We start from the raw sequence: 16,982 nt of genomic DNA, 5'->3' as shown, positions 1-16,982 counted from the left end.
ATAAAACAAAAATAAATACAATAAAAACATCCATCCTAATAATTTTAAAATTATCAGGATGAAATTTTTAACAAGTAGGAGAGTAAACTAATTAAACTAAGTATTATCTTTTATAAGATTACCAAAGATAATTAAACTGAGCAAATCCTGTATGGGTATTGCCATCTTTATCAAACATTCCATTATAGTTTAAACTAAAATAGAAAGCTTCATTAACAGGAACGATAAAAGAAGTGCTTACAAATTTTTGTACTCTTGGTAAATCAAACTCATCACTTACTTTTATATTACCAAATCTAGCCTCAGCTTCTACTTTAGGATTGATATTAAACTTAGCTCCAAGTTCTACTGAAGTTTTTAAATTAGGCAACCAATCTCTAAACCAAGTAAGACTTGTTTTAGTAGAGAAAAGATTTAAATAGTTTGCATAGGTTCTTTCTCCACCTTTAACTGTTGCTTGTCCTATGGTGTCTTTCATAGAAAAAGCTTCAGTATAACCTACTTCATAAGCAAGACCTATTTCAGGAGAGAATATATCTTTATTAGAAATAAAATTCATACCTAAGGCTGTATTGACTCCATAAGCATAAGAATTAGGTTCAGCTTTAGCTTCATTATTTCCTATTTTTTCAGTTAAATCATTTTTAATCAAAGCAGCTTTACCTTGAGCTTTGATATAAACTTCTTGACCTTTTTCTGTAGTAAATAAGGTATTAAAGTATTTTAAACCTGCATAATAGGTTCTATTATTAATATCAAAATAAGTTGAACCCATTTTTGTATCTTCATAACCTGCATACACACCATATATTCCACTGTCTTTTAAAGTAGAATAACCTATAATGGTTCCTTTAGTGTGTCCTTTACTTTCTTCATTTAAAGAAAGTTCAACATTCTGTGAAGAAGTATAAGGAAGGATGAATAAAGAATGTTCTTTATTAGAACCATAGCTTCCATTATTTAAATCACTCTTTATATAATCACTTGCATCTGCATATAAATTACCCTTTTCAGACATAGCGATGCTTTGAGATTTACTTGAAGAAGCTAAAGCAAAGCTTTGCATAGAATTACCCATAACATTATCTATAAAGGTTGATCTTCTTGAAGTAGTAGAGATTAAAGATCTAAAGGTTGCACCTGATATGGAAGCATTAAGATTAAAATCTGTAGTAAGCTTTCCTGTTATTGGATCAAAGCTTAAAGATATTTCTCCACTTCCATTGGTTCCTATATTGCCAATATTGTTTTGATTAACACCTGAGATGATGTTGTTTATATCGTTTAGCTCTTCAAGATCAACATTGCTTTGATCTACGGTGATGTTTTCTACTTTTACATTATCTTTACCACTTCCACCTATAACCACAGTGTTTAATTTACCTGTGTTTTTATCTGTAGAAACAAGCCAATCTTTGATTCCAACACTACCACTACCATTGTTAGTTACTGTATTACCATTTTTATCTTTACCTACTGAGCCTTGATTGGAGATTTCAACTTGTGCTGATCCTGAAACAGTGATGCCGTTATTTATGGTTGAGCCTTGTGAATTGGAAATACTAGTGCTTCCACTTCCTGAAGAACTAATACCGCCACTAATAGTTCCACCATTACTATTGCTAATCACCATATCAGCACTACCTGTACTTTCAATCTTACCACCGATATTACCTGAATTAGAAATTTTAAGCTTATTATCACTATTGTTAGTAATAGAACCACTTATACCTGTAGATGATGTAGAAGTGTTAGTGATAGAATCAAGTTTACTATCTTTATCTACAGTAATTGAACCAGAAATAGCTCCATTACCCTCATTGGTAATGGAATCAATACTACTACCACCACTTACTTGAACACTTCCTGAGATACTTCCATTACCTTGATTAACAAGACCACCTTCTACCTTAGCTCCATCTTCTATCTTGATATCACTACCTATAGAAGCATTACCTATATTGCTTATATTTCCTTGAAGTTTAGTGTTTTTCCCACTAACAGTAATACCACCTGTTATACTTCCTGAGCGATAGTTAGCTATGGCGTGATTCGAAGTAGCCGTAACAGTTGCTCCATCTTTTATGGTTATAGAGCCTTCTATTTTTCCACTTCGATTCAATATACCAGCACCACTTCCACCTTCTACCCTAGAACCTTCGCCAGATAAAATCATTTCTCCACTTAAAGAGGCACCATTATCCAATCTTATACCATGGATCTTACCTTTTATAATGCCACCATTTTTAAGTTCTATTTTTTGAGTTCGTGAGTTAGCATCTAATACAATTCCATTTTCTTCTCCATAAATTTTACTTGAACTTCCATCTATATATAAATCTCCTAGAGTTTGCGATTGACCCACTCCTATTGCCGAGTATTTTCCATAAACTTGACCTCCATCTTTTATAGTAAGTGTTCCAAATTTACCACCAGTTACAGATATTCCAAAAGCATTAGAATGGATAGATCCTGTGTTGATGATATTTTCTATGGTACTGTTATTTTGGAGTTTTATACCAGCAGCCCAAGTTGCCGAATTGTTTTGATTAATGGTACCTTTATTTGTAAGAGTTTTAACACGACCTCCGCTCATGTAAATACCAGCACTTTCACCATCCACAATGCCTTCATTGATCAATTGGTCTATAGTTCCATTTAATCTTATAGATATAGCATGTCCTTTTATGGTTCCCGTATTTATTAATGTTTTTACATTAGCATTTATCTGTATTCCATCTTTCTTGCCTTCAATAGTTCCGGTATTGTTAAAATTCTCTATACTTGTTCCTTGAGATATATTTACTCCTGCACCTTGATTACTCTTAATAGTCCCACTATTAACAAAACTTGATATTTTGGCGTTACCAAAATAAATACTTTCACCAGTATTAGAGTGAATAGTTCCACTATTACTAAAATTATTGATTATAGATTTAGGGTTATCTTTACTCCCCCCCCCCAAACTGTTACTCCAAATTTAGAAGAACCATTGCCTATGATACCTTGATTATCAAAGGTTTCTATGGTAACACCGTTATTTCCATTTGCTCCTAGTTGAACACTAGCAGTATTATTTCCACCTATAAGAGTTCCTTTATTTAAAAAGGTAGAAGTTGAAGAATTTGGTTGAAAGTTTACTGCTTGTTGCCCACCATTAGAAATAGTAATAGTTCCACTACTTTCTATAACTAGAGTATTGCCGGTGCCACTTATAGTTTTAGTTGAAGTTTGTAAATTATTTATAGTCTCATTATTCGAATTTCTAGATTGAAGACCTGACCTAGCTTTAGCATGTCTATTTGTCTCTTCGTAAGTTTTTATTTCAGGAGTAAGTGTAGCATGAGTACAACTTGCCAAAAAAGAAATAGTAGCTAAAGATAAAACTATCTTTTTAGAATTTAAACAGGAATTTTGTATATCTTTTGTGTATGTTTTAGTTAATGCAGTTTTATTCATAAATATTCCCTTTCCTTTTATATTTATATTTTCTTGTTTATATTTAAAAATAATATAAAACTATAATAAGAAAATAGTGAAGACTATATAATAATTATACTTAAATTATTATTAAATACTTATTATTATAAAACTATATGGTTTGAATTTGTATTTTATTTAAAGTTAGATTAAGAGTAAATTTTTTAGACTTTTATTGTTTTGTGTGTTTAGATTATAATCACTTCATTTTCTAAGTTTGTGCCAAATTCTTCAAAGACTTTTTTTCTAGCCAATTCGATAAGAAAAAACGCATCTTCAAAACTTGCATTTTTTTTATTGATTAAAAAATTTGCGTGTTTATCGCTTAACATAGCATCTCCCTTGCTAAATCCTTTAAGTCCTACAGCTTCGATTAAACGTCCTGCAAAGTCGTTTTTCGGATTTTTAAAGATAGAGCCAAAGCTTGCTCCACTAGGTTGGTTGCTTCTTGCATTTTTTAAAGCTTCATCTTTAAGGGTATCAAAGCCAAAGTTTAGTTTAAATTCAGCCCAAAAAAAATGCGTATTTAAAGGACAAAAACGATAATCAAAATTTATATTTGCTCTTAGAATTTCGCCTTCAGAAGTAGCAATTTTGATTAAATTTTGACTGATACACTCTCCTTTAAGCCCTGCATTCATTTTCAAAAGACCACCAAGTGTGCCAGGAATTTTGCTTAAATACTCAAAACCCTTAAGATTATTTTCTTTAGCAAAGCGATACATTTTGCTTGATTTTGTTTTGCAGCCTATGCGAAGATGTATAAAATCTTTATTTTGATCTAAAATTTGTATAAAATCAAAACTATCTCCTAAAATTCCTATATTTTTAGGTTTTGGGCTAACTAAAAGGTTATTTGCGCCGCCTATTAAAAAACCATCAAAATCACAAATTTGATCCAAAACTAAAACTTCAAATTCATTTCCTATACGCACAGAAGAGTATTTTTTAAAATCAATGATCATTTGATAAAAGTTGGAATTTGATTTAGTATATTCTCAGTAAAATCAATCATAGTTGTAGTCATCCAAGGCATTAAAAAGATTAAAATAACTACAACCAAGATGATTTTAGGAACAAAAGAAAGTGTCATTTCGTTAATCTGTGTAGTTGCTTGAAAAATACTGATCACAAGCCCTGCAATAAGTCCTGCTAAAAGCATAGGCAAGGAAAGTAAAAGTGTGATTTTAAAGGTTTGCACTCCAAGAGCAACTAAGGTACTTTCATCCATTTTTATCCTTTTTAAGAATTTCTAGCTTCTTCGTATTCGCTAGGGATAAGAAAATCATTTACATGTATGATTTTATCATAAAATTTATAATCATATCCTAGTTTAAAAAGCGTATCTACAGCTAAAAGTTGAGTTTGATTCATGCTAATAGAGTTTTTATTGGCATATAAATTAAGATAAGTATCAAGTTTTTCTTCATCAACACGGATAAGTTTTCTTTCCATAAGCATAGGGGCTAAAATTTTACGATTTGCATCGGCAATTTTTACAGCATTGGTTAAATCTCTTTCGATCTTAATCGCGTCGCTTAAAGGTAAAGAACGACGCAAAGCCATTCCACCTAAAGGCAAAGGCAAATTTTCTTTAGCAAATTCAAGCCATATATCCCAAAGTTCTGCTTCCACGCAAAGACTTTGATCAAATTCTAAAATGCTTTCATGGATCAAAACTCCTGCATCTACTTCGCCACTTAAAACTACATTTTCAATGTCTAAAAAATTCTTATAAATAATTCTTGCTTCAGGGTATTTCATACGAAAAATCAAAGCATTGGTGGTATTTGCTCCACTCAAAGCGACTTTAAAATTTCTTTTTAAATGCGTGTCTTTTTTCTTGATGAGTTTTGGCCCATAACCTTCACCAAAACTCACTGCTGTGCGTAAAAGTGCATACTCAGAAGCGATTAAAGGATAAAGCCCAAAAGAAATAGCCGTAGCATCAAATTCATTTTTCAAGGCAAATTCATTTAAAGTTTGTATATCTAAAGCTGTATTTTCATAAGCAAAATCATTCCCTATCCACCCAAATTTAATTGCCATATACATAAAAATATCATCAGCATCAGGAGAATGTGCAATAGTAATTTTTTTCATCTATGCTTCCTTTAAATCTTTGCTTTAATTCTAGCAAAATAAATCATTATTTAATTTTATTTTGTTAGAATTCTAACTAAAAATTTAGAATTTTTAAGGAAAGTTATGGATGATAATAAAAGAAAATCTCTAGACGCTGCCCTAAAAAGTTTAGATAAAACCTTTGGAAAAGGCACTATTTTAAGACTAGGGGATAAAGAAGTCGAGCAAATCGATAGCATAGGCACAGGTTCAGTTGGGCTTGATCTTGCTTTAGGTATAGGCGGTGTTCCAAAAGGAAGAATTATAGAAATTTATGGACCTGAAAGTTCAGGTAAAACCACTCTAACTTTACATATTATCGCAGAATGCCAAAAAGCAGGTGGAGTTTGTGCTTTTATCGATGCAGAACATGCGCTTGATGTAAAATATGCTAAAAATTTGGGTGTAAATACAGATGATTTGTATGTTTCTCAGCCTGATTTTGGAGAACAAGCCTTAGAAATTGTAGAAACTATAGCAAGAAGTGGCGCAGTAGATCTTATCGTAGTAGATAGCGTTGCAGCACTTACTCCAAAAGCAGAAATTGAAGGCGATATGGGCGATCAACATGTAGGACTTCAAGCAAGACTTATGTCTCAAGCTCTAAGAAAACTTACAGGTATAGTTCATAAAATGAATACCACAGTAATTTTTATCAACCAAATTCGTATGAAAATCGGTGCTATGGGTTATGGTACTCCTGAAACCACAACAGGTGGAAATGCATTAAAATTTTATGCTTCTGTGCGTTTAGATGTTAGAAAAGTAGCAACCTTAAAACAAAACGAAGAACCTATAGGAAACCGCGTTAAAGTAAAAGTAGTTAAAAATAAAGTTGCTCCTCCATTCAGACAAGCTGAATTTGATGTGATGTTTGGAGAGGGTTTAAGCCGTGAAGGTGAATTGATCGATTATGGTGTAAAACTTGATATCGTAGATAAAAGTGGTGCGTGGTTTTCTTATAAAGATAAAAAACTTGGACAAGGTAGAGAAAATTCAAAAGCTTTCTTAAAAGAAAACCCTGAAATTGCAGATGAAATCACAAAAGCAATTCAAAATTCTATGGGAATAGAAGGTATGATCAGCGGTAGCGAAGATGACGAAGGAGAAGAATAATGTTAGTAATTGAAGATGTTAGAGCCTATGAAGTTCTTGATAGTAGAGGAAATCCAACCGTAAAAGCCGAAGTTACGCTAAGCGATGGAAGTGTAGGTGCGGCCATAGTTCCAAGTGGTGCAAGTACAGGTTCAAAAGAAGCCTTAGAATTGCGTGATAATGATGAAAGATTTGGCGGAAAAGGCGTTTTAAAAGCTGTTGCAAATGTCAATGAGACCATTGCAGATGAAATTTTAGGACTAGATGCTTTTAATCAAACTCAACTTGATGATACTTTGCGTGAGCTCGATGGAACAAATAATTACTCAAATTTAGGTGCAAATGCGACTTTAGGCGTATCTATGGCAACAGCTCGTGCGGCTGCAGCTGCTTTGGGAATGCCTTTATATCGCTACTTAGGTGGTGCAAATGCGAGCATTTTACCCGTGCCAATGTGTAATATCATAAATGGCGGTGCTCATGCAAACAACAATGTAGATTTTCAAGAATTTATGATCATGCCTTTTGGTTTTACTAGCTTTAAAGAAGCTTTGCGTTCAGTTTGTGAAATTTATGCGATGTTAAAAAAAGAACTCGCAAATTCTGGACATTCTACGGCTTTAGGTGATGAAGGCGGTTTTGCTCCAAATTTAGCTAACAACACAGAACCTATCGATCTTTTAATGACTTGTATCAAAAAAGCAGGTTATGAAAATCGTGTAAAAATTGCTCTTGATGTGGCAAGTACAGAATTTTTCAAAGATGGTAAATACCACATGGAAGGCAAGGCTTTTTCAAGCGAGGCTTTGATCGAACGCTATGTAGAACTTTGTGCAAAATATCCAATTTGCAGTATCGAAGATGGCTTAGCTGAAAATGACTTTGAAGGTTGGATTAAGCTTACTGAAAAATTGGGCAATAAAATTCAGCTTGTAGGCGATGATTTGTTTGTGACCAATGAAGATATTTTAAGAGAAGGTATCATCAAAAAAATGGCAAATGCTGTACTTATCAAACCAAATCAAATCGGAACTATTACCCAAACTATGAGAACTGTGCGTTTAGCGCAAAGAAATAACTATAAATGTGTGATGAGTCATAGAAGCGGCGAAAGTGAAGATGCTTTTATAGCGGATTTTGCTGTGGCTTTAAATACAGGACAAATTAAAACAGGAGCCCTAGCAAGAGGTGAAAGAACCGCAAAATACAATCGCTTGCTTGAAATTGAACTTGAAAGCGATGAATACTTAGGAGAAAAGCTCTGAGCGATTTACTTAAAGAATACGACGAAAGCACAAGAAAAAAAAGTTTTTATACCCATGTTATAAAAATGATTTTTTGGGCTTTTCTTGTTGTAATTGGAGCGATTTATTTTGGCAATATGTTTTTTGGGCAGTATTCTTTAGATACTTTATTAAGCTTAGAAAATACCAAAGAAGAGCTTAATAAAAAGATTATTTTGCTCAAAGAACAAAATGCTAAAGCACAAAAAGATTATTTTGAATTAAAAGGATTATACCCAAATGAAAACTAGAATTTTGGCAATATTTTTTATTTTTACCTCTCTTTTATATGCTGATGAAAATCCTTTTAAGACAGATCAAAATATAACCTTGGTTGCTCCACCTGAATTTCAAAAAGAGGAAGTTAAATTTAATTCTAGTGCAAGAATTTTAAAAAGCATCACTTTTAATTATATCAATTTAGACGGAAGTGAAGATAAGATCGATTTAGATGTCAATAAAAGTATTGATTGGCACGATACTTATACTATATCAAGATTTAAAAGTCCTGATCCTTCAAAAGTACTCGATGTTTCAGTTACTATACCTGAAAAAAATAGCTCCAAACAAGAATCAAACTCAACAGCCAATGTTGAAATACCTTTGCAGGTTGCAAAGATTTATGATTTTATTTCTTATGCGGTTTATAAAAATAAAATAAAACTTAACACTAGTGATGAAATGATTACAGATTTTTCAGTAGGAAATCCAAGTAAAATCGTTATAGATTTTAGATCTAAAATGATTAGCCCTACAAAAAACATACGCCTTAGCAATTCTATTTTTAAACGCATAGACTTTGGATCTCATAAAGGATATTATCGACTTGTAATATATCTTGATGGAACTTATAATTATAGTATTCAAAAAGATGCAACTGGATATATGATTAATCTGCTTTGATGAGGTTTGTTTTTTTAATATGTTGTGCTTGTTTAGTTTTTGCTAATGAAATTTTACTTCTTAGCAAATTCGATAAGCAAGATTTTAACTCTAAAGATTTTAATGCTTATTTGATGAGCGAAAAACTTGATGGAGTGCGTGGAATTTGGGATGGGAAATATCTAAAAACTCGCCAAAATTACAAAATAAAAACTCCTGACTTTTTTACAAAAAATTTCCCTCCTTTTGCTATTGATGGTGAGCTTTGGATAGCAAGAAATAAATTTGATGAAATTTCAGCTTTAATTCGTAGTGGCGATAGTAATTTGACCTTATGGAAGGAAGTAACTTATAATATTTTTGATGTGCCAAATGCTTGCGAAGAATTTCAAATTTCTACTTGTACTCTTAAAAATCGTTTGGCTGTTTTAGAAGAGTATTTGCAAAAATATCCTAGTGCCTATATAAAAATTATTTCTCAAATTCCAGTTGAAAATCAAAATAATTTAAATCAATTTTACGAAAGCATTATAAAAAATCAAGGTGAAGGTATTGTCATACGCAAAAATTTAAGTCCTTATGAAAAAGGCAGAAGTAAAAATGCTATGAAATTAAAACCCTATGATGATGCAGAGTGTGAGTTAGTAGGATTTCGCAAGGGCAAGGGTAAATTTGAAAATCAAGTAGGTGCCTTACTTTGTAAAATGCCTAATGGACAAATCATTAAAATAGGCAGTGGTTTAAAAGATGAAGATAGAAAAAATCCTCCAAAAATTGGTAGTATTGTGACTTATAAATTTAATGGATTGACCAAAAATTCCTTACCTCGCTTTCCGGTTTTTTTAAGAATAAGAGATGAAAATCCTTGACTTTAAAATTATTTTGTGATAAAATATTTCCTTTTATTTATTCGGGGTGTAGCGCAGTCTGGTTAGCGCACTTGGTTTGGGACCAAGGGGCCGAAGGTTCGAATCCTTTCACCCCGACCATTTTTTATAAATTTATACAAAATGGTGAGTGTAGCTCAGTCGGTTAGAGCATCAGATTGTGGTCCTGAGGGTCGTGGGTTCAATTCCCATCACTCACCCCACTAAGCGCTCGTAGCTCAACTGGATAGAGCGACAGACTTCGGATCTGTAGGTTATGGGTTCGATTCCTATCGGGCGCACCACCAAGATTTTATATGCGTTCATAGCTCAGCTGGATAGAGCAACGGCCTTCTAAGCCGTAGGTCAGAGGTTCGAATCCTCTTGGGCGTACCACTTTAGCGGATGTGGTGAAATTGGCAGACACGCCAGACTTAGGATCTGGTGCAGCAATGCGTGAAGGTTCAAGTCCTTTCATCCGCACCACTTACTTTTATCATTTTCAAACAAGAGTTGATTTCTCATAAATTTTTATTTCATTTTAAAATTTCTTATGATTGTTAGATAAAATGCAAATTTAATTTAGATAAATTTAAAAATTATCTTGCAAAAGATTTGAAAAATAATTAAAATATACAAAATTCAATTCAAGGAGATTAAAATGAAAAAATTAGCTTTAGCAGCTTTAGTTGCTTTAAATGTGTCAGCATTTGCAGATTTGATAGTTATTAATAAAAAAATTTAGTTCCAGTTTCAGCAAGCGAAATGCAAAACAAATATTTCCAAGAGAGTATCAAACCAATTATAGATCAGCCACTTTTTAAAAAGGCAACTTTTTATGAAGCAGATATTGTTGCAAAAGTTGATCCAAAAGAATATAATTCAACTCAAGCTATAATACAAAAAGAATATTTAGATAAAGCAAATATGTTTATTATAAGACAGTTCTTATATTAACTAGTGATGGTAAAAGAGCTAAGCTCTCTACTCTTTCTTGCGAAATTGCAAGTTTTGATAAGAAGGGGTATTTATGTGGAGGAACAGCTGATCATAATTATTCTATTAAGTAAATATTGCAAATAAAAATCCGCCTTGAGTTTTCACTCTTAGTGGAAATCCACTATTAGAACATACTATGAAAAAACATAGTAAGTATAAAGTATATCTAAATTTTAAGCTTTTTAAGTTAAAAATTTCTAGTTTTTTAAATCGTTTTATCTTTTATATCTTTACCGTAAAGACAAAATCAGCACTCATTAAAAATCTTTTTCTTGATTAAATTTTTGTAAATTCATTTTTAGTGTTAAAAATGTGATGGTATTAACTTTATAAAAGTATTATTATATATTTTTTACTTAGGATAGCAATTATGAAAAAAATAATTTTAACCATTCTTTTTTTACTCACTCTTACGCAAGCTAAGGAAATACAAGTTTATGAAAGTCCTACTTGTGGCTGTTGTGATCTTTGGGCTGATTATATGAAAGCTAAGGGTTATGAGGTTAGTGTTCACAAAACCAATGATTTTCTTAAAATCAAAGAAAAAATGGGTATAAAAGATGAGTATCAAGGTTGCCATACGGGTGTGATCGAAGGCTATGCTATTGAAGGGCATGTTCCTGAAAGTGCTATAGCATGGTTGCTTGAAAACAAACCTAAAGATGTTATAGGAATTTCAGCTCCTGGCATGCCGCAAGGAAGCCCAGGAATGGAACAAGGTTATAGTGAAAAATATCCTGTAATTTTGATGAAAAAAGATGGAAGCTATGAGCTTTATGGATATTTTATAGGAGATAAAAAGCTTTAAAGTAAATTCTTAGCTTTTTACTTTTTTGATTTCTTTTTCAAGTATGCTATAAGGAGTTAAGCCTATGAATTTTTCATCCATTTTTCCTTCTTTGAAAAAACTAAGCACAGGCACTCCATATATTTCCCCAATGGCACTTGAAAGGTATTTAGCTGCTCTTTTTTCATAAAACATTGCTAAATTAGATAAACCTTTTTCATCAGCCCAAGCTTTTGCATCGTTTGCATCATTTGCATCACCTAAAACCACAAAGATATTAAAATCATAATTTTTAGCCAAATTCTGTAAAATAGGAATTTGTTCTTTACAAACTCCACAATCTTTTGTGAAAAATATTAAGGCAAAATTTTGTGCTTTATCATTTAGTTTTAGGCTTTTTTCAAAACCATTGTAGGCAAAATTATAGGTTTTATCACTATTTAAAGCTTTAAAATTTTCTCCACTATCACAAGCTACAAAAAATAAAGCTATGATTAAAGCAAAGAAATAAGCTTGGATTCGAAAAATTCCCATGGTTTTTCTCCTAAAATTCTATCTTTTATCATCCCATCTTTAATGATGATGGTAGTAGGGGTTGCAAACACAGCGTAACGATCATTGGTAATTTTAAGATCGTCTTTTAAAACTTTTACATTTTTAAAGTCAAATTGTTCGGCTAAAACCTTAACCACATTGGCATTATCGATGGAATTTATAGCATAAACACTGATTTTATTGGGGTGATTTTGTATGAATTCATCTAAAGAAGGGAGTTCTTTTAAGCAAGAAGGGCAACCATTTTGAAAAAAGACTAAGACTTTTAAACTTGTATTATCATCAGCAAGTTTTACAGCTTTTCCTAAGGTATCTTTAGCTGAAATTTCAGCGCTTTTTTCTCCAACTTTTCCAGTATCTTTTGAATTTTCAAAAGAACAAGCATTGAGCAAGAACAAAATGCTTAAGATTAAAAGGCTTTTTTTCATTTTAACACCCCATGTTGTAAGATAAGGGTTCGATCTGCGAATTTGGCTAAATCAGGATTGTGTGTGATTAAAACTATGGTTTTGCCTTCATTTTTTAATTTTTGCAAGGTTTGAAGAACGATTTGTTCATTGGCTTCATCTAAATTTCCTGTGGGTTCATCTGCGAGTAAAAGCTCTGGGTTGTTGATCAAAGCTCTTGCTATACAAACTCTTTGTTGTTCCCCGCCACTTAATTGGCTAGGTAAATGAGTGAGTCTATGTGAAAGTCCTACTTTTTCAAGAACCATTTTGGCATCTTCTTCATCTACGCTTGAGTGATAATACTGAGAAAGCATAACATTTTCTAAAGCGTTAAGATAGGGGATAAGATGAAATTGTTGAAAGACAAGTCCTATTTTTTCACGACGCAAGGTGATTTTTTGCTCCTCATCCATTTGCTCTAGGTTTTCATTGTCTAAGATATACTCTCCAGAGCTTGGAGTATCCATGAGTGATAGTATGTTTAAAAGCGTTGATTTTCCACTTCCTGATGGACCCATGATGGCAAGCCATTCTCCTTCATAGACGCTTAAGTTGATATTGTTTAAGGCTTTAACTTTGCCAAATTCTTTATTTAAGTTGTTTATTTTAATAAGTTCTTTTTTCATCATTCACCTTTCAAATTTTCACACACATTGATTTTTAATGCTCTTTTTATAGGAAAAAATGCAGCCAAAAAGGCAAAAATCAAAGAAATGATTAAGGCTATAAAAACAGCTATAAATCTAAAATCAATACTAGAATTAAAAATCAAATAACCAAAGACATTGGCTAAAAATATCCCACAAAAAGCTCCGATTAAACTAGCAAAAAAACTTACTATAAAGCATTCACTAGCAAAAAGTTTAAAAATTTCACTTTTTTTCGCACCCAAGGCTAAACGCAGTGCGATTTCTTTTTTGCGAGAAAATATAATAGAGCTTAAGGTTGTATTAACGCTAGTAGTGACTATGATCAATACTACAAGTATGATTAAAAACATTAAAGCTTTGATTTTTCCAAGTACTAAACCTTCACTTAAGGATACTGAAGATATAGGTTTTGCATCGATGAATTCATTGTTGATTGCTTGTGTTTTGGCTTTAACTTCATCAAAATTTCCATAAACTACAGCATTAGCATAGTTAATACCGGCTCTATCGCTTAAATTTTGCACCACGCTTAAAGGGGCTAAAACAATGCTATCAAATTCATCATTGCTTGAAAGTATGCCTTTTATGGTAAGTTTTATGCTTTTTCCATTGTTTGGATTGTAAATTTGAAGTTCATTACCTGTTTTTAGGCCTAGTTGCTTGGCTAAATTAACTCCTAAAAAGGCTGAATTTTCATCAAAATCATTTAGAGAAAAGCTTCCTTCTTTAACTTCTAAAAAAGGTTTAGTGATTTTTAAAGCCCTAAAATCAGTGCCTAAAACTACTCCGCTTGTACTGCCTAAATTTAAAAAATCATACAAAAAAGGAGTTAAAGCCCTAGCCTTTAAATTTTCTTTTATTTTTTCATACTCAGCATTGGAGATAAAATTTTCATCCCGCTTAGGACTTATCATTACATTTGCTCCATAAGCTTTTAATTCTTTAGAAAGTTTGGTGTCAATATCAAAATAAATATTTAAAAAAGCTGAGCAAGTAAGTGCTCCTATAAAAACACTTAAAACTATAATAAAAAGTCTTTGATAAGAAAAGCTAATGCTTTTAAAAAGTTCATTAAGGAAAAACTTATCTACCATAAAGCACTCCTGCAGCTGAAAGTTGTGTGATATTTTTTATAGGAAGCAAGCAACCTAGTAAGGCAATAAGTCCTGCAAAAATAAAGCTTAAAGGTAAAGCTATAAAGGCTATATCAATAAAATATCCAAAAATACTAAGGCTGATGATTTGAGAAAGTGCTGTGCCAAAAATAAATCCAAATAAAGCAGCAAATAAAGCTACGATTAAATTTTCACCAGCAAAGATGAGATAAATTTGAAAAGTATTAGCACCAAGTACTTTTAAAAGTCCTATTTCTTTTTTTCTACGATGAATTTCAGAACTCATTAGACTTGAAATCGCAATACTTGCAACAATAAGACAAATAATGCAAGTAATGCCCATTAAGGATTGGATCTTTTTAACCACCAAGCTTTGAGCATCGCTTATAGCATTTAGAGCTTTTGCATCAGCACCTGGCAAGCCATCGCTAATTTGACTAGCGATTGAGCCTACATAAGCTGAGCAATACCATTTGTCATATTCTAACTGATCTAATTTTTCTTCGCCCATGCGACGTACTTTTTCAGAAAGGGCTGATTCAGGTATGGTAAAAGCTCTTACTTCTGTACTTGAGTAAAGCCCTTGTTTGTTGAGTAAATCTTGAGCTAAATTTAAAGGAGCGATGATTTTATTTGACATTTTAGGATTGGCATGAAGTAAAATGCCTACGATTTTTGCTTCTTTGCTTTGATTGTTTTCTCCTATGAGTTTGATAGTATCTCCTAATTTTAGTTTATTGTTTTTAGCAAAGTCTTCGCCTAGCATGATTTCATTGCTATCATCTTTTGCCCATTCTCCTTGCACTGCTAAATAAGGATAAAGACTTTTTATACCTGTGATAAAATCATCATCATCTTTAATTTTTATGGCTTTTTGAAAATAAGCACCATAAATAAGTGCTTTTTGCTGGGAGTTTTCAATTGTGATTTTACCTTCCAAAAAAGGAGCAAGTGCGGTGATGTTGTTACGCCAATAAATGTCTTTAATCATATATAAATTTTTTTCTTCTAGGTAGTTTTTGTTTTTTAAGGGTTCATAAAGTTCATTACCTATTTCTATACTAAGGCTTGAGCCTTTGGGTAAAACAAGGATATTAGAGCCATAGCTTTTGAGTTGTTTAGTTACTTCATCACCTATACTTAGGGTAATATTTAGCATAGTAGAGAGCAAAAGCGTGGCTAAAAAACAAGTAAGAAAGGCTAAAAATTTTTGAATTTTGTTTTTAAATATAGAGTTAAAAATCATTTTAGCCAACATCATTTCTCCTTTGGATTAAAAATTGGGCTTCGTTTTCTTCTACATATTTTGTAGGATCTTTTTTAAATTCTTCATAGTTGTTTTGATTTGAAAAATAATAAGTAACCCCTTTATAGCTATAAGAAAAAGGAGCTTGGGTGTTTATAACCTTTGTTTTTGATACAGGATCTTGCACTTCAATTTCTTTGATTTGACTAAAATAATTAGATCCTGCTATTACATCTTTAACATCTATGGTGATTTTTTTACCATCGTATTCGTATTTGAGTGGGATAGGATTGCAACCCCCGCTTTTACCTACACTTGGCAAGAAAATACGCACATTGCAAGAAATGCAAATGAGTTGTCCATCTTTTTTGATATAGCCCATATCTCCACAAATCATACAAGCATCAAAAACAGCTACAGGAGAATCCTTATCTTCTCTTTTGTTGATAAGAAAAAACCTTATCACTTTGCCTTCAGCACTGATATAAGCAAAGCGGTGGAGTTTGTTGTCCCTTAAAAGAGCTATATCAAAGATAAATTTGCCATTCTTATCGGGTAAAATTTCTTTAGGCTCATCTATGGTTAAAGGCTTAGAGCTTACCATAAAAAAGTATAAAACAATGCAAAAACTTACAACACAGGAGATAAAAACACTGGAAAAATAGCGATTAATAAGACTTGTTTTAGCTTCGTTTTTGCGATAATTTATATCTAAAATTTGTTTTTTGCTTATATTTTTTTTGCGAATTTTTAAGCTTAAGAATGCTAAAAAAGTGATGAAAATTAAATAAACATAAATTCCAAAAACACCAAAATAATTACTTTTTCCTACAAAACTCACCAAAAAAGCATGAGTTTCTATGATGGAATTTCGCATTAAAGTAAGCAAGATATTGGCTAGAGCTTTATCGCTTTCTATAAGGATAAGCAGTAAAAACAGCATAAAGCTTGTTTTTTGATTAAAATTTTTTTGCCATTTTAAAAAGAAGAAAATCAAAATACAAACAAGCAAGGCTAAAGCAATAAAACCTAAAGAACTTATACCTTCGCTATCGATTAAAGAGCTAGTAAAAATAGGGAAATCTTGACTTAAAAAATAATAATGCAAAGCGGTGCAAAAACTTAAAATTCCCAATAAAATAAAATTTAAAATTTCAATTTTTTTCCAAAAATAAAATATAAAGCTTACTAGCAATAAACCTATAAAAACAAAATCAAAATTAAAGATTAAATTTTCGGTTTTTAAAAATTGTGCTGCGATAAAAAAAGCAAAATATCCAAATAAAAAGCCCAAAAAAACTACGAAAAAACTTTTAAAAATATATTTTTTATTAGGAGTGATAAAGGCCATTAAAATACTTAGCGGTAAAACACTGATAAGAAAATGCACAAAATATATACTCATAATTTACTCTTTAAACATTGTTATTTTAATTTTTCAAATAAAAATA

General features: G+C 31.8%; 15 protein-coding genes, 5 tRNA genes and 2 pseudogenes. 12 read left to right on the top strand and 10 right to left on the bottom strand.

The window, feature by feature from the left end:
* Positions 1–118 precede the first annotated feature (118 nt).
* From FBF20_RS08535 to FBF20_RS08520, 4 genes and pseudogenes are all read right to left on the bottom strand, one after another.
* Positions 119–3,459: pseudogene (locus tag FBF20_RS08535) on the bottom strand (hypothetical protein).
* 209 nt (positions 3,460–3,668) lie between these two features.
* On the bottom strand, positions 3,669–4,445 hold the full coding sequence (locus tag FBF20_RS08530; RefSeq protein WP_002874559.1) for a UDP-N-acetylmuramate dehydrogenase: 777 nt from the start codon (positions 4,443–4,445) through the stop codon (positions 3,669–3,671).
* On the bottom strand, positions 4,442–4,711 hold the full coding sequence (gene fliQ / locus FBF20_RS08525) for a flagellar biosynthesis protein FliQ (protein ID WP_002851290.1): 270 nt from the start codon (positions 4,709–4,711) through the stop codon (positions 4,442–4,444). Before fliQ ends, FBF20_RS08530 begins: the two co-directional genes overlap by 4 nt.
* A gap of 11 nt (positions 4,712–4,722) precedes the next feature.
* Positions 4,723–5,583 carry a menaquinone biosynthesis family protein gene (locus FBF20_RS08520; protein ID WP_052797069.1) on the bottom strand — a complete coding sequence of 287 codons (861 nt, stop codon included), beginning with the start codon at positions 5,581–5,583 and terminating at the stop codon, positions 4,723–4,725.
* Positions 5,584–5,688: 105 nt separating this feature from the next.
* Here FBF20_RS08520 and recA point away from each other — a divergent pair, with 105 nt between their 5' ends.
* The 12 genes and pseudogenes from recA (at position 5,689) to FBF20_RS08460 (ending at position 11,537) form a co-directional block, all read left to right on the top strand.
* The gene (gene recA / locus FBF20_RS08515) at positions 5,689–6,720 is read left to right on the top strand and encodes a recombinase RecA (protein WP_002851424.1); all 1,032 of its coding nucleotides are present in this window, start codon (positions 5,689–5,691) and stop codon (positions 6,718–6,720) included.
* Positions 6,720–7,964 carry a phosphopyruvate hydratase gene (gene eno, locus FBF20_RS08510; protein ID WP_145699601.1) on the top strand — a complete coding sequence of 415 codons (1,245 nt, stop codon included), beginning with the start codon at positions 6,720–6,722 and terminating at the stop codon, positions 7,962–7,964. The genes recA and eno overlap by 1 nt, the downstream gene beginning before the upstream one ends.
* Positions 7,965–8,029: 65 nt before the next feature.
* A complete protein-coding gene (locus tag FBF20_RS08505) occupies positions 8,030–8,233 on the top strand; it encodes a hypothetical protein (RefSeq protein WP_002839177.1) in 204 nt (67 codons plus the stop codon).
* Positions 8,223–8,885, top strand: a complete 663-nt coding sequence (gene cgpA / locus FBF20_RS08500; RefSeq protein ID WP_002867529.1) for a glycoprotein CgpA — start codon at positions 8,223–8,225, stop codon at positions 8,883–8,885. Before FBF20_RS08505 ends, cgpA begins: the two co-directional genes overlap by 11 nt.
* Positions 8,885–9,733: a DNA ligase gene (locus FBF20_RS08495; RefSeq protein WP_002867530.1), complete on the top strand. Its 849-nt coding sequence runs from the start codon at positions 8,885–8,887 to the stop codon at positions 9,731–9,733. Before cgpA ends, FBF20_RS08495 begins: the two co-directional genes overlap by 1 nt.
* Before the next feature lie 42 nt (positions 9,734–9,775).
* Positions 9,776–9,853 (top strand) — tRNA-Pro (locus FBF20_RS08490).
* Positions 9,854–9,877: 24 nt separating this feature from the next.
* A tRNA-His gene (locus FBF20_RS08485) sits at positions 9,878–9,954 on the top strand.
* Positions 9,955–9,958: 4 nt separating this feature from the next.
* Positions 9,959–10,035 (top strand) — tRNA-Arg (locus FBF20_RS08480).
* Between the two features lie 14 nt (positions 10,036–10,049).
* Positions 10,050–10,126: transfer RNA gene (locus FBF20_RS08475), tRNA-Arg, on the top strand.
* Positions 10,127–10,131: 5 nt separating this feature from the next.
* Positions 10,132–10,216, top strand: a tRNA-Leu gene (locus FBF20_RS08470).
* Between the two features lie 175 nt (positions 10,217–10,391).
* Positions 10,392–10,800 (top strand): annotated as a pseudogene (locus FBF20_RS08465) (hypothetical protein).
* Positions 10,801–11,099: 299 nt separating this feature from the next.
* The gene (locus FBF20_RS08460; RefSeq protein WP_002867532.1) at positions 11,100–11,537 is read left to right on the top strand and encodes a DUF411 domain-containing protein; all 438 of its coding nucleotides are present in this window, start codon (positions 11,100–11,102) and stop codon (positions 11,535–11,537) included.
* Between the two features lie 9 nt (positions 11,538–11,546).
* Here the strand turns inward: FBF20_RS08460 and traF are convergent, their stop codons facing one another.
* From traF to FBF20_RS08430, 6 genes are read right to left on the bottom strand one after another with little or no spacing between them, the layout of a single operon-like run.
* Entirely contained in the window at positions 11,547–12,050 is a 504-nt protein-coding gene (gene traF / locus FBF20_RS08455) for a conjugal transfer protein TraF (protein ID WP_002867533.1), read from the bottom strand.
* Positions 12,011–12,499, bottom strand: a complete 489-nt coding sequence (locus FBF20_RS08450; protein WP_002851267.1) for a TlpA disulfide reductase family protein — start codon at positions 12,497–12,499, stop codon at positions 12,011–12,013. Before FBF20_RS08450 ends, traF begins: the two co-directional genes overlap by 40 nt.
* Positions 12,496–13,149 (bottom strand): ABC transporter ATP-binding protein, encoded by a 654-nt coding sequence (locus FBF20_RS08445; protein ID WP_002860103.1) that lies wholly within the window; start codon positions 13,147–13,149, stop codon positions 12,496–12,498. The genes FBF20_RS08450 and FBF20_RS08445 overlap by 4 nt, the downstream gene beginning before the upstream one ends.
* Entirely contained in the window at positions 13,146–14,264 is a 1,119-nt protein-coding gene (locus FBF20_RS08440; RefSeq protein ID WP_011050013.1) for an FtsX-like permease family protein, read from the bottom strand. Before FBF20_RS08440 ends, FBF20_RS08445 begins: the two co-directional genes overlap by 4 nt.
* Positions 14,254–15,546, bottom strand: a complete 1,293-nt coding sequence (locus tag FBF20_RS08435) for an ABC transporter permease (RefSeq protein ID WP_168952613.1) — start codon at positions 15,544–15,546, stop codon at positions 14,254–14,256. The genes FBF20_RS08440 and FBF20_RS08435 overlap by 11 nt, the downstream gene beginning before the upstream one ends.
* Positions 15,533–16,936 (bottom strand): Fe-S-containing protein, encoded by a 1,404-nt coding sequence (locus tag FBF20_RS08430; RefSeq protein WP_002851347.1) that lies wholly within the window; start codon positions 16,934–16,936, stop codon positions 15,533–15,535. The genes FBF20_RS08435 and FBF20_RS08430 overlap by 14 nt, the downstream gene beginning before the upstream one ends.
* Positions 16,937–16,982 lie beyond the last annotated feature (46 nt).

The organism is Campylobacter sp. CFSAN093259 (assembly GCF_012889985.1).
Lineage (GTDB): Bacteria > Campylobacterota > Campylobacteria > Campylobacterales > Campylobacteraceae > Campylobacter_D > Campylobacter_D jejuni.
This window is presented reverse-complemented; position numbering and strand designations above follow the sequence as displayed.